The organism is Embleya sp. NPDC055664, assembly GCF_053618075.1.
In genome coordinates this window covers 45,129-59,447 of sequence record NZ_JBSHGZ010000023.1, presented here as the reverse complement: position 1 = coordinate 59,447, position 14,319 = coordinate 45,129, and the positions used below count along the sequence as shown (strand labels likewise).

At 72.4% G+C, this 14,319-nt stretch carries 5 protein-coding genes; all 5 read left to right on the top strand.

Annotated features, from left to right (window positions below; genetic code table 11):
* The coding region (locus tag ACWGR4_RS30370) for a hypothetical protein (RefSeq protein WP_452134275.1) at positions 1-478 on the top strand (478 nt) is incomplete at its 5' end.
* Between the two features lie 38 nt (positions 479-516).
* Positions 517-6,228: a DUF6603 domain-containing protein gene (locus ACWGR4_RS30365; protein ID WP_452129504.1), complete on the top strand. Its 5,712-nt coding sequence runs from the start codon at positions 517-519 to the stop codon at positions 6,226-6,228.
* Positions 6,225-8,744: a hypothetical protein gene (locus tag ACWGR4_RS30360; protein WP_452129505.1), complete on the top strand. Its 2,520-nt coding sequence runs from the start codon at positions 6,225-6,227 to the stop codon at positions 8,742-8,744. The genes ACWGR4_RS30365 and ACWGR4_RS30360 overlap by 4 nt, the downstream gene beginning before the upstream one ends.
* Complete coding sequence (locus ACWGR4_RS30355; RefSeq protein ID WP_452129506.1) at positions 8,741-12,625, top strand: hypothetical protein; 3,885 nt, start codon at positions 8,741-8,743, stop codon at positions 12,623-12,625. Before ACWGR4_RS30360 ends, ACWGR4_RS30355 begins: the two co-directional genes overlap by 4 nt.
* Positions 12,622-14,280 carry a hypothetical protein gene (locus tag ACWGR4_RS30350; protein ID WP_452129507.1) on the top strand — a complete coding sequence of 553 codons (1,659 nt, stop codon included), beginning with the start codon at positions 12,622-12,624 and terminating at the stop codon, positions 14,278-14,280. Before ACWGR4_RS30355 ends, ACWGR4_RS30350 begins: the two co-directional genes overlap by 4 nt.
* Positions 14,281-14,319: the final 39 nt, after the last annotated feature.

The following is a 14,319-nucleotide window of genomic DNA, read 5'->3' as shown; positions in this document are numbered from 1 at the left end:
GGTGGATCCTCCGGATTCGTTTCGCGGTCCGCTGTTCAAGAGTTTCGAGCACACGCGCGCGACTCCCTACGGGGGTCCTTCCGGGCGGGCCACCACTCGCGCGGGAATGGCGGATCTCCTGGCCCTCAGGTACGCGCTGACCGGGCGTGAGGCGTTCACCGTGGTGGGACCCGGGGACTATGCCCTGCCGGTCCCCGGGCGGGACTTCGTCCTCGAGGACCTGGCCCCGACGGCCATCCCCGTCGAATGGGCGAAAAAGGGCTGGAAGGTGGCGGGGAAGCCCCTGTTCAGTCTGCTCTTTACCAGCCCCGGGTTCCCCCAGGGCGGACAGTGGGCCCAGATGTTCCTCCACGCCGCGGGACCGCGCCTGACGGCACTGGTCTCGGACGCTCCCGCCAGGAGAGCCCCGGCATTCGTTTTCCGTCCGGGCAGTCAGAGTCCGATCCCGGCAGATCCCCAGGACACCCCGAAGTCCTGAGGACGTCGACGTCAATTCCGTAACCGCTGGGAGGACGCATGGCGATCCCCGTACCCGCATTGCTGGAACTGTTCGACGCGGCGAGCACGTCGGGCAGGCTCGAACTGTCCGGCGCGACACTCGACATCCCGGAGGTCGCGGCCCTGTTCGACGGGTACCTGAACGGCGGCCTGACCCTGTCCACGCCGTTGTTCGACCGCGAGGGACTGGCGGCGGACGGAACGAGCGACATCCCCGAACTGGGCGCGAAACTGGCCACCCACGTGGTGTTCCTCGCCGACGAGCCCGGCGAGTTCGTGATCGGCTGCCGGGTGGAAGTGGCCACCGACGCGTGGACCGTCAAGGCACCGTATCTGGAAACCGACCTGACCCTGCTCGCGACCCTGGGGTTCGACCGGTTGTGGATCACCTTCGCGGCGGTCCCCGACACCCCCGGCGGCCGAGTACGCCCGGACGTGTACCCGGCCGTCTCCTTCTCCCTCGGCGCCACCGACGGGCGCCGAACCATGCGGTTGGTCGGCGCCGAGTCCCCCGTGGTCGGGCTCTCCGAGCATTTTCCGAACGGGATTTCGTTCGAGCGGCTGACCGATCTGGCGGCGCTTCCCTTTCTGGACGCCTCCTTGCTGGACCGGGTGCACGTGCCGGCGGAGATCAGCGGAGGCCTGGGGGCCCTGTCTCTGATGTCTGCAAGCGTGACCTTCGATCGGTACCGGGGCCGACTGGAGGAGGTGGTCGTTACCCTGAGACTGGCCGGAGAGGCCGATTGGGCCGTCATTCCGGGAGCGCTGCGGCTGGACCGGATAGACCCCCTGCGGATACGCGCGGCTCGTGACCGGTCGGGAACCTGGAGAGTGGACTTCACGCTGGGCGCGCGCTGCACGGTAGCCGGTGCCTACGCACTCCACGGCGAAGTGGCGCTGCCCGCCGGCCGGCTTGCCGCCTCCTTGTGGCACCCCGGCGGCGGCAACGACCTGATCGACGCCGAGGCCCTGGCCGGCACCGGGATCGACCCCGGCACCGTCCGGTTGAACTACATCCACATCTCGGCAGACGTGACCTCCAAGGCCTACACCCTGGCCCTCGCGCTGGACACGGCGTGGCGCATCGCCGACGGCGTCGAACTCACCGCCCTGGAACTGCGTACCGCCGTCACCGGGGTCGCGCCCGCGACCGACGTGGCCCTGGCGGGCACCTTGGACGTGGGCGGCAGCCGGATCGTGCTGGAGGGACGGCGCAGGCCCGACAAGGTGTGGGAGGTGACAGGCTCCGCGTTCCGAGTGGAATTCGCCGGGTTCGCCGCCTGGTTCGACGAGACGTTCGGGGTGCCCTTGCCGCAGGCCGTGTCGGGCCTGGTGTTGGACCGCCTCCAGGTGTCACTGGACTCCGGCCTGGCAGGTGAGGTCGTGTGCGCGGGTTCCTTCCCGCTGGGCGACGGGCCCGACGGCGCGATGTTCACGCTGACCGCCTCGGTCGGGGCCAAGCCGCCCTCGGGTCCGCGTGAGGTGCGGTTCGCGGCGGATCTGAGTGTCGAGGTGGACATCGACGGCGAGATGGCCGTGTTGGACTTCGCGGTCGAGTTCGGCACGGGTGGCGCCGGTTCCCGGTTCACCGCCTCGTGGCAGGCAGCGGTCGGCACCGCACCCGTGTCGATCTTCGCGTTGCTGGCGGCGCTGGGCGTGGAGGAGATGGACGAACTGCGGCGGCTGCTGCCGCCGGCGCTGACACCCAGTCTGCGGTCGGTGGCCATCACCTACGACGGAGCCGCCGGATCCACGATGATCGCCGCCGAGTTCGGCCAGGGCACCGTGGTGTTCGCGTCCGTCCCCGAAGTTCCCGGTCAGGTGCCGCCGGGCTCCCGGGTGTCGTTGGTGCAGGTGGGCGTGAACGTCCGGGCCGGGCTGTCGGATCTGCCGCTGTTGGCCGACGTGATTCCCGCCGGCGCGGATCTGCGGCTGTCGGGAGTGCGGGCGGTGTACGCCTCGCGACAGGCGTCGCCCGCTGTGGTGAATCGCGCGAACGCTTTGTTGGCCGAGGCAGGTTCGACCCTGCCGCCGTTCCCGCACATACCCGGTTCCCAGGGACAGATCGAAGGGGGCTTGCGTCGGGGCGCGGTCATGGTGGTGGATTACCAGTTACCCGCAAGCGCGCCCGCGTCGCTGACACTGGGCCTGCCGCCGACTCCGACTCCCGGCGGAACCGGAGTTCGGCATTCGTCACATGGCTGGGAGAGCACGGGCGACCGGCCCGGCATGCGGGCGCCGACCGACCCCACGCCGCCAGAGGCCACGGACGGCGGCGGGACCGCGCAGGCCGTTCCCGACGGCGCGGTCTTGGAGGGTGTGGTGTGGCCCGCCGGCAGCGCGGCGCCCGGCTCCCTCGCCCGAGTGCTCCTTCCGAACGAAGGCGTGTTCGCTGCCGCCCCGGGTACGAGTGCGCCCGGTGTGTGGTTGGACGTGGGTCGCTCCTTCGGTCCGTTGCACGTGGCCAGGATCGGCCTGGCATACGACAAGGGCACCGTCTGGCTGATGGTCGACGCGTCCCTGTCCGCCGCGGGGTTGACGATCGGCGTGGCGGGCCTGGGCCTGGGCATCGACCTGAACGGCGATGACTCGTTCCCGGTACGGACCCGCCTGGACGGTTTGGGCGTGGGTTTCGAACGCCCGCCGTTGCACGTCGCGGGCGCCCTGGTCAGCCGCCCGAACCCGCCCGAGTGGCCGGTGCTGGTCCAGGGCTCGTTGACGGTGGAGCTGGCTCCGAAGTTCAGCGTGTTGGCGATCGGCGCCTACCAGAAGTCCCGCACCGGCGCGGTGTCGTTGTTCGTGTTCGGGCGGGCTTCGGTCCCGTTCGGGGGGCCGCCGCCGTTCCACGTGACCGGTTTCGCCCTCGGCTTCGGCTACCAGTCGAGCGTGCGCATACCGGAGCAGCACGAGATCGGGTCCTTCCCGCTGGTGGCGGGCCTGGACGACGAGGACTTCCCCGCGGACTCGCTGCAGGTCCTGGCGCTGTTGACCGGCGGCGAGAACCCATGGGTGAAACCTGCCCAGGGTCAGATCTGGCTGGCCGGGGGTCTGAACTTCACCTCGTTCGAGTTCGTCCGCACCCGCGTGCTCCTGCTCCTGGAGGCCGGGAGCGACCTCACGTTGGCGTTGATCGGGCGGGCGAACGCGAGTTTCCCCCACACGGGTACCGCATATGCCCGCATCGGTGTGGACATGCGGGTGGTGTACCAGTCCAAGCGGGGTGAACTCGCGGTCACCGCGCAGCTCGTCGACTCCTACGTGATCGACCCGGCGTGTGTGCTCACCGGCGGGTTCGCGTTCTACCTGTGGTCCGGCCGCAGCCCGTACGCGGGGGATTTCGTGGTTACCGTCGGCGGCTACCATCCCGCCTACAAGGTGCCGTCGCATTTCCCGGTGGTGCCGCGGTTGGGGTTCTCCTGGTCGCTGGGCTCGGTCAGCATCACCGGCGGGTCCTACTTCGCGCTCACCCCGAACGCGGTGATGGCCGGCGGGATGCTGGACGTGCGGTACCGGTCGGGGAACGTGGAGGCGTGGTTGACGGCGAAGGCCGACATCCTCGTCCAGTGGGCCCCGTTGAGTTTCCGCGCGGGGATCTCGGTCAGCGTGGGCGTCAAGGTCAAACTGCTGTTCACCCTGCGCGGCGAGTTGGGCGCGTCGCTCGATTTGTGGGGGCCGCCGACCGGTGGCACGGTCCGCGCGAAGTTCGTGTTCATCACCGTCACCGTGCGCTTCGGCGCACAACTCGCCAGCCCGCCCCCGCTGACCTGGGCCCAGTTCGCCGCGCAACTCCTGCCGGGGCAGGTGCCGTTGACGGTGACGGCGTTGACCGGTCTGACCGCCGATGCCGACGCGGACCCGGAACTGCGGGCGGCGCGGGTGGAGGCGGGGGAGGAGCCGTGGCTGGTGGATCCCGCCGCGTTCTCCTTCGCGGTCGCGACCGTCGTGCCCACCAGGCGCGTCCGTTTCGACACCCGCCCGGACGTGGGCGACAAGGGCGTCGACATCCGCCCGATGGGCAAGACCGGCCTGGACGGCCTCCTGCACGTCAGCGTCGCCTACAAGCCCACCGACGCCGGCAGGCAAGAGGCATGGCGCGCGGTCCCGGGCCTGGATCGGTGGATCGTCGAACCCGAGTACGGCCGGGTGCCGTTCTCGATGTGGGGCGACCCCGCCATCAAGACCCAGGACGCGCTCAAGCCCGGCCACGAGGCCATGCTCACCCACCTCACCGGCCTGCGCGTGAGCGTGCCCCCGCACCGGGTCAACGGGCAGGACCTGGGGCCGATCACCGACGGGGACCTCGCCTGGGAGACGCTCGACCCGGACGCCCCGAACCCCCTCAACCCGGCCGACCCGCCGACCGGCCCCCCGGTCCGCGTCCCGGCGCCGGCTGGCACCGGTGTCGCCGTGGTCGCCGACCACCTCGCCACCCTGTCCTCGGCGACGGCCCGCACCCGCCTGCACGGCGCACTCGGGGCCCTGTTGGGGCACGACGATCTGCCCAACGGCACTCTCGGCACGTACGCCGACCAAGCCGCGACCGTGGGCCTGGACGCCGACCCGCTCCTGCTCACCCACGACACCGCCCCGCCCCCGCCCGCGTCGGCCCTGCTGATCCTCGACGACACCACCACCGCCGCCCTGGCCCTGGACCCCGACTCCGGGACGGTCCTGGGACGCGTCGCCGGCCTCGAACGCGGCCCCTACCTCGCCACCGCCACGGCGGACGGCGCCCGCCTGTACGTCGTCGGCGACCCGGCCACCCGGATCGACATCCTCGACACCGCCACGATGCGCCCGGAGCCCCCGCTCCCCCTCGGCCTCGGCGCCCGGCCCCGGGCGCTGGCCCTCAACCGCGCCGGGACACGTCTGGTCGCCGCAGCCCCGGCGGCACAGTCCACCGCCGCCGTGTCCCTCGACCTCACCGGCGCCCGTGAACCGGTCGCCACCAACGCGTACGACTCCGGCGCGCAGCGGATCGACGCGCTGGCGCTGGACGCCGAGTCCGGGCACCTGTACGCCGTCGAGACGAACACCAGCAAGACCGCCGCGTTCGACACCGAAACCGGCATCTACATCGGGCACGTCCCGGAACCCTCGGCGCCCTTGCGGGTGTCGGCGGTCCCCGGCCAGGACGTGCTGTTCGTGTACGGCTCCGAACAGGGCGGCAACGGGATCGTCCAGGTCCGCCCGCGCCCGCCCGGCTCGAAGTACTACGAGCCCTACCGGTTCCCGAAGAAGGCAACCGCGAAGGCCATGCTCGTCGACACCAACAACCAGGCCGTGCTGGCCCGCGCGTTCACCGACAACACCGGGCACCTGGCGACGTTCGCCGTCCACAACGGCGCCCCCGGCAGCACCCGCCTGGTCTCCGACGTCCCACTGGACACGGCGCCCGTGGCCCTGGTCCTGGACCCGCGCAACCGCCGCTGGGTCCTGCACGCCGCGGCCGTGTCCGTCGTGGACGGCGCCACCGCGCGCGGCACGCTCACCCTCGACGCGGCCCCGCTGGCGATCGCCTTCTCCGCCGACGCCGCACGGGCGTACCTCGTGTGTGCCGACACGACCATCGCCGTCGTCGAGATCGGCGACACGGGCCCACACCTCCTGGACCGGTGGGACCTGCCCGCGGGCACGGTCGCCTCCGCCGCCCTGTTCACCCTGTTCACGGCCGGCGCGTCCACCCGGACCGCGTTCACGCCGTCCGCCCCGGAAGGGACCGCCCGATGACGGACCAGCTCGACGACCGCGCACCGCTCGCGGATCCCGGTTTCGTCCTGCGGTTCCAGGACAACCGCGAACCCGCCGTACCCGCGGGCAAGTTCCGCATCAGCGCCACCCAGACCGTCACCGACCTGGACACCGGCACCTACCTGGACCCCGTCCACGAGGACTTCGAGGTCCGCGCCCCACAGTTCGCCCTCGACCCGGATCTGGTCCACGCGGTCAACCCCGCGCCGCACGCCGCCGCGGACTTCACCACCACCCTGGCCCACGTCACCCTCACCGACCCGCTCCTACCCTGGAAACGCCACCTCGCCGAAACCGATCGCGCCGAGCCCACCGCGCCGTGGTTGGCCCTGCTGCTGTTCGCCCAAGGCGAGCTTCCCGACGACCCCGGAGCCGACGCGGCGACCACGACCATGACCGCCCGGCAACTCCTCACCGACGCCCCCGGCATCCGCCGGCCCGGTATCGGCGAGCAGCAGATCGAAGGCGACCCCGAGGCGCCCTGCGCCACGATCGACATCCCCGGCGACATCTTCCAGATCGTCGTCCCGCGCACCGACGAACTGCGCCACCTCCTGCACGTGCGCGACGTCCGACCCGACCCGGGCCTGCGCGCCGAGCAACTCGCGGAGGGCGAGTTCGCGGTCGTGGTCGCGTCCCGCCTGCCCGACCGCACCACCGAGACCCGATACAGCGCCCACCTGGTCTCCCTCGAGGGCTGCCGCTCGATCCTGGCCGACGCCGACGACGGCACCCTCACCCCGCAGGTGCGCATCCGCCTCGCCGCACTCCACAGCTGGGCGTTCACCAGCATCCCCGCCCCCGGCGGCGGCTTCCCAGGACGCGTCCGCAACTTCCTCCGCGACGCCAACGACAACAAACGCGACCTCCTCCTGCGCCTGCCCCAAGCCCCGCTCACACCCCCGCCCGGTGTCGACCCCGCCGCGCACACTGCGGCCCACGCCCGCCTGGCCTCCGGGCACCTTCCGCTGCCCTACCGGGTGGAGACCGGCGAGGACACCTACGCCTGGTATCGGGGCCCGTTCACCGCCGAACCTGCCCAACCCCTGCCCCCCACCCCCGACGAGGGCTGGACCAGCGCCGCCCAACTCCTGGCCTACGAACAGGCCTGGGGCCTCTTCGACACCAGCCGCGCAGCCGCCTGGACGCTCGGCCGCGCCCTGGCGCTGGCCGACGCGGACTTCTCCGCCATGCTCACCGCCTGGCACGCCAAGGCCCGCGCCCGCGCCGCCGCCATGGCCCAACGCCTCGCAGCCCCCGGCCTGGACGCCGCCCGGCCCCCCACACCCGCCGACACCGCAGCCGAAACCCAAGCGGCCACCGGCACCGAAGCGACCCCCCAAACCCAAGCCGAAGCAGCCGCCGACACCGGCACCGACTCCGGCACCGAGGCCAAGACCGAGGTCGAGGCCGGGGTCGAACTGGCCGCGTTCGCGGCCCGGCAGGCCCGCGCGCTCGGCCACCGTCCCTTCGGCACACTGCTGGAGGCCCTCGTCGCGGACGGCTCCGCCGCCCGGGTACTTCGCGCGGCCACCCACCCCGCCGGTGCCCGCAACGCCCCACCCCCCACGCCAAGGCGCCGAGGCCCGGTCGCGGGCCGGCGCGGGCAGGGACGGGCCGCCCGCGCGGCGAACCTACTCTCGGACCCGCCCGCAGCGTTGCGCACCGCGCTCGCCGACCTCCTGGCCCTCGAGGGCGCCCCGATCGTCGCCTGGCTCGACCGCCTACGGCTGCTGCACGACGTGCCGTTCGCCGACCTGGTCCCCGACGAACGCATGCTGCCCGCCGAATCACTGCGCCTGTTCCACGTCGACGCCGGATGGCCCACCGCCCTGGCAGCGGGGGCGGCGGGCATCGCCATCACCGGCGACAACGACACCGACATCACCCACATGGCCGCCCCTTGGGCCCACGGCGGCAACACCGACCCCCCGCGCGCCGGCGTCCTGATCCGCTCCGCCCTCGTCCACGAATGCCCCGGACTCCTCGTGCGGCCCTACCGCGGCCACGAACCGACCCGCACGCCGATCCGGGTACTGCGCCAGGACACGCTCGCCCCCGACGTCCTGCTCGTTCTGTTCGCCGACGTCCCCGACGAGATCGAACTCGCCGAACCCCCCGAGGGCCTGTCCTTCGGCATCGACACCGCCCCCGGCGGCATCCCGGTCATCAGCCTGCGACGCCTGGACACCCCCGTCGCCCAACAAATCCCCGGCCAGGCGTTCCCCACCCCCACCGGACCCACCGGACTCGACGCGTACCTACGGCCCGACCCCTCCGGCAGCCCGACAATCCTGGACCTGCGCCCCACGGACCCGGCGGGCCTTCTGCGCGCCCTCGGCGCCCGGCTGACCGCTCTGGGGCAGCCCTCGGCCGCCGCCTTCGGGCCGGCGGGCCTGGCCGTGCAACTCGTCAACACCCCACGCCGCCAACTCATCACCCGCACGGCCCCCGCCGCGCGGCCCACCTCGACGACGGGCAGGGACACGCCGTGACCGATCCCCGAACCCCCGCCGACACCCCAGCCGTCGCAGCGGCGGAGCTGCCGCTGGTGGTGCCCATGCGGGTGGATGCGCTGACGGTGAACGAACGGGTGCGCCAAGCGGAGGTGTTCCAGCGCTGGCAGGCGAACTACGCGCTGACCCGACTGCACCTGTCCCCGGAGCCCCCGCCGTTCTCGAACACCGACCTGGGCTTCAACGCCGACCCCGCTCGCGAGGGCGTCTACCTGCACTGGCAACTCCCCGACGCCCTCACCGCCGGAATCGACGAGACACCCGACCCCGACCCCGAGCACACCGGCGAAGCGGACGAGGCAGAGGCCGGGACGAAGTTCCCCACGGTGCCCAACCGGTGGCTGGTCGTTCGCCAGGCCGTCGCCACCGCGTCCGGAGCGCGCACGGAGAGCGGCTGGATCGTCGAGAGCGACCACCTCGACCCCGAACACGGCGCCAGCCCCTACCTCCACCCCCGCGACGGCAGCCTCACCCGCATCGGCCGCCGCATCGACCTCGCAACCGGCGCCTGGACCGAACCGGGAACCCCCGCCGGCGGCATGTTCCTCACCGCGGTCGGCCCCGGCCTGGCGACGTTCGCCGCGTACCAGCCCTACAACACCGACGTGTTCTCCATCCACGACCGCCTCACCGACCTCGACCCCACCCTCGAATGGCGCCTGAACTACCTCGTCGCCGGCTGGTACAGCGACCCCACCAGCGACCCCCTCACCGGAGACCTCCAAGCCCGGATGGCCGCCCTGAACTGGTCGGCGACCGGCACCGCGCCCACCTCCGCCCGCACCCTGTGCCACGGTACCGCCGTGGACGTGCGCTGGCAGCGCGTCGGCGGCGCGATGCCGGCCTCCGACCGCCCCGACTACGTCACCGTCGCCCTCGGCAACACCACCGCACACGCCACCGGCGCCCTACGCGAACACGCCGCCCACCGGGCCGGGGAGCCACCGGAGGTCGCCGCCCTGCTCACCGCGCTGCACGCCGGGGTGCTCGACCTCCTCGACGAGGCCGACGGCGAGTTCACCACCGAACGAGCCCTGCACGCCTCCTGGTTCACCCCCACCCCCGCCGGCCACACCTGGGTCCTGGAAGAAGCCGCCCCCCAAGACGACGGCGCCCCCGCACCCCGCACCACGCCCCGCCCCCGGGCGACCCGCGCCGCTTACGCCGCGGCCCTGGCCCGGCTCAACACCGCCCAGGTCACCCACGACAGCGCGATGCGCGACCTCGCCGCCGCCCAACGCCGGTTGTACGACCTGTGGTGGGCCGCGAACCTCCCCAAGGTCCCCGACGCACCCGGAGAACCCGACGGCGCCTACCGCGAAGACCTCAACGAACTGGTCCGCGAAGCCACCCAGGAAGTTGTCACCCGCCGCGACGCGGTCACCAGGACACGCGCCGACGTTCCGTGGGGCGACACCCCCGACACCCTCGACGCCGCCATCCGCGCCTACCAGACCAAACACAGCCTGCCCCGGGACGAGGTCGTCCTCAAACGTGCCGTCCTCCCCGACTTCCAACTCCCCAACGACCCCGTCGTCGTCATCCGCGGCACCAAGGACAAACCCACACCCCCAACCCCCCACGACGACACCGACCCCTACACCGTGCCCCCCGGCACCTGGGACGAAGACGAGGAGGACGAGAACCCGCCGCTCGTCTGCCGCTGGCCCGACCGCCTGATCACCGGCGTCACCGTCGCCGGCCGACCGGTGTCCGCGACGCAGACGCAGACACCGAAACCGCGCAACCTCCCCGCCCCGGAAGGGCTTTCCGGCGTACTGGCCGCCCTGCTGCGCGAGCTCTTCCACCTGGCCTCCTCCAACGCCCCCACCCTCGCGGCCGTCACCGGCCACACGGGTCAGGTCCAGGCTCTCGCCGACGCCATGCGCGACCCGCACGCAAACGCGATCGGCACCCCCGGCGCGTACACCGCGCCCTGGCGCCAACCGTGGTCGCCGCTGTTCTTCGAGTGGAAGGTCGACTACTTCCCCATCGAATGGCACGGCGACCCCGACGGCACCGAACCCGACCGGGCGAACTGGGACTTCGACGGCGACCGCTACCACTGGCGCGGCACCGGCGCCAACCCCATCCCGCTCACCCTGCGCGGCCGACAATTCCTCACCCCCACCCCCGGCCGCACCGACGCCGCCGCGCTGCGCCAGTACGCCCGCACCCACCCCGGCCCCGCCGCGGGCGCCCTTCGCGCGCTCGCCCGCCAGGCCGACGAAGGGGACCTGTTCTCCCAGCAGATGGTCGGCTTCACCGAACAACTCTCCGCCCGCGGCCACACCCCCGCCGTGATCAACCCCCACCACCTGCTCGACCCGGACCTGCGCACCGCGCTCGCCGAAGCCGCCGGCCGCGTCCTGCCCCCCAACCCCGGCCACCGCCCCCACCCCTTCCTGGCCGAAGGCTGGAGCCCCTCGCTGTACCAGCCCCTGCGCGCGGGACAGTTCGCGTTCGAGCGCCTCGCCGTCATCGACCGCTTCGGCCACGCCCTCCCCGCGATCTACCCCGACCCCCGCGCCCTGGACTTCGACGACGACGAACCCGGCGACGTCATCGCCCCCGGCACCCCCGCCCGCCGCTTCGCCCCCGAACTCCCCGAGGAACTCACCCCCACCCCCGAAGACCCCGACCGCCCCGAGGACGGCCTGCGCACCATCCACCCCCCGACCTGGTACCGCTTCGCGCAACTCACCCCGCGCCTGCTCCAACCCGCCCGCGCCCGCTTCACCCTCCTCGACGCCCTCGACGACCACACCCCCCTCACCCGCACCCCCACCCCCGAGGCCACCGCCGTCGGGGCCTGGCTCGTCCCCGCCCACCTCGACCAAGCCCTGCACTGCTACGCACCCGACGGCGCCCCTCTGGGCGAACTCCGCACGACCCTGCCCCCGGACGGCACCGCGCGGGTGACCTGGCACGCGCTGCCCTACTCCCGATATCCCGACCGGGAAGACCTGCGCGACGAGTTCCCGCACCTGTACGACTTCCTCACCGAACTGACCGCCCCCGCACGAGGGCCCGCCGCGATGCGCGCACTGCTCACGGTCGTCGACCGAACCCTGTCGATGACCGCGCCCACCGGCGGCACCCCACCACCGGCCACCCCCAGCGTCCTCCTCGGACGCCCCATCGCCCTGATCCGCGTCAGGCTGCAACTCGACCTCGACGGGCCACCCCCGGCCGACCCCTCCTGGGAGAACCTGCGCGAGGCCGAACCGCCGCCCTACCCCCACTACCGCTGGCCGATCCGCCTGGGGGAGCGCAACGAACTCGCCGACGGCCTCGTCGGCTACTTCCGCGGCGCACGCGGCACCACCGACTACACGCTGCTCCACACCGTCCTCGACCAAGACGAACTCCCTGACGAGGGCCGCGCCTACTTCGCACCGATCGACACCGGTGCGGCGCTGACCCTGCCCGCCAGGCCACCCGGCTCCGACCCGGACGATCGCGAAGCGGCGTTCCTCACTCTCCTCGCCGACCCCCGCGGCACCGTCCACGCCACCACCGACATCCTGCCCACCGCCGAGATCAAACTCCCCACCCGACTCGTCGAACCACCCCTCGCCGCCCTCCCCGTCTCCTTCCGCCTCGGCCCCCTCCCCACCAACAGCCCCGCACCCGAAGAAGCCCACTCCGACGAGGTCCGCGCGCTCACCGTGCCCCGCCCCTCCGACCGCCACGGCACCTGGACCTGGGCCCAACGCGACGGCGACACCTGGACCACCACCCCCACCGACGCCGCCGACGACCGGGCCCACCACCCCCGCCCCACCCCGACCCTGCGCACCGGACGCCTGCAGCTCCGTCCCGACCCCGCCGACGAGACCGAGGGAACCCGCCGATGACCACCGCTGTGCGCACCGCCCAGGACTGCAAGCTGAGCTACGCCCTGACGACGACCCCCAATCCGCTGACCGCCAGCCCGCCGAACATCGTCCCCGGCACCGAGGACGAACACGCCTTCGCCGACCTCGACATCGTCGTCTCCAACAGCGGCAACACCCCGGTGCGGTGCTCCAGGATCGCCGTCGTGCTGCCCGTCGGCTCCCGCGCGCGTGACATCGCCGTCACCGGCGAGGGGATCGACGCCTACGTCAGCCCCGAGACGGAATGGACCGTCGTCGACATCCAATCCGACGTCCTCCTCGCGATCCCCACCGCCGAGACCGCGGTATTCGCCCCGACAGGCGACGCCGCCGCCGAGCCGTCGGTGGCGCGCTTCGAGGTGATCCCGCGCTCCGGCCGCGACATCAGCGTCGACGGCCTCTACATCCACCTCGCCGGCATCAAGGTCAGCACCAAGAGCGGCATCGCCCGGATCGACATCGAGGAATGGGCCACCGACACCGAAGGCCCCCTTCCCGAAGTCCCCAACACCATGAAGCTCGACGTCGCCAAGTTCCCCTTCCGCAGTGGATCCGACCCCCACCCCGGCGTCGGCCGCGCCCTGGTCGCCCTCGAGGGAACCGGCCAAGCCCCGGCCACGAACATCGCCGCCGGCGCCCCCGTCGTCCTGGAATGGCACCACCAACGCCTCGACAACCACGAGCTCTACGCCGACGGCAAACGCGTCGGGTCCTCCCCAGCCGAACTGGAAGAGATCGCCGGCGGCTCCCGCTGGGCAGTCACGGCGGGCCTCCGACGCGACACCGCCTTCGCCCTCAAGACCAGCACCCCCACCCCGACGTCGGGCCACGTCGTCCGCTGGGACCACGTCACCGTCTGCGTCGGCAACCCCACCCTCGACGCCCTCACCGTCGCCGACACCCTCGACGCCAAAGGCCCGACGAAAGCCCACACGACACTCGCCGTCGGCGGCGAGCCGGTCCCGGGGTCGGCCCTGTCGGTGAACGGGGCGGCCACCGCGACCACCCTGACCGCCACCACGGAGGTCACGGCCCCCACGGTCACCGGCAAGACAGCAGTGAACGGCGCCACGGTCACCGCCACCGGGGAGGTCAAGGGCGCCACGGTCACCGCCACCACGGAGGTGAAGGGTGGCACTGTCACCGCCACCGGGCCGGCCGAGTTCGGCAGCGCCACGGTCGGCGGCACACTCACCGCGAACGGTGAGCTCAAAGCGAACAAGAACGTCACAGTCGCCGCCGAAGCGACCCTCACCCTCCAAGGACCCGTTGCCCTGGCCGGCGGCATGATCACCCTAAAGCCCCGCTTCCAGGTGCCGGACCGGGACGTCTTCTACGCCTTCAAAGCCCAAACCGCGGGACTGGTCGTCGGAGTCGTCGACGTCACCGCCACCAGCGCGAACGGCCAAGTCCGGGTCCTCGACAACAACAACAACCCACTGGCGCAAGCCCACTGGGAGCACAGGGGATCGGCCACCGTCGTCGCCCGGATCAACAAGGACCAAACCTTCAAAGTCGGCTCCACCCGTCGCTGGGACAGCGACGCCAACGCGTACTGCACGTTCTACTGGCTGCCCTTCGGCTCCGGGAGCGCCACCGCGCTCGCGCTGGAAGACCCCGAACCCAACACCTGACCCCTTCCGCGCACCACCGCCGGCCGCGCCGTCGGAATC

Excerpts from the sequence above, each read along its gene's own strand:
- ACWGR4_RS30365 (WP_452129504.1), top strand. The coding sequence starts at position 517 with ATGGCGATCCCCGTACCCGCATTGCTGGAACTGTTCGACGCGGCGAGC.
- ACWGR4_RS30360 (WP_452129505.1), top strand. The coding sequence starts at position 6,225 with ATGACGGACCAGCTCGACGACCGCGCACCGCTCGCGGATCCCGGTTTC.
- ACWGR4_RS30350 (WP_452129507.1), top strand. The coding sequence starts at position 12,622 with ATGACCACCGCTGTGCGCACCGCCCAGGACTGCAAGCTGAGCTACGCC.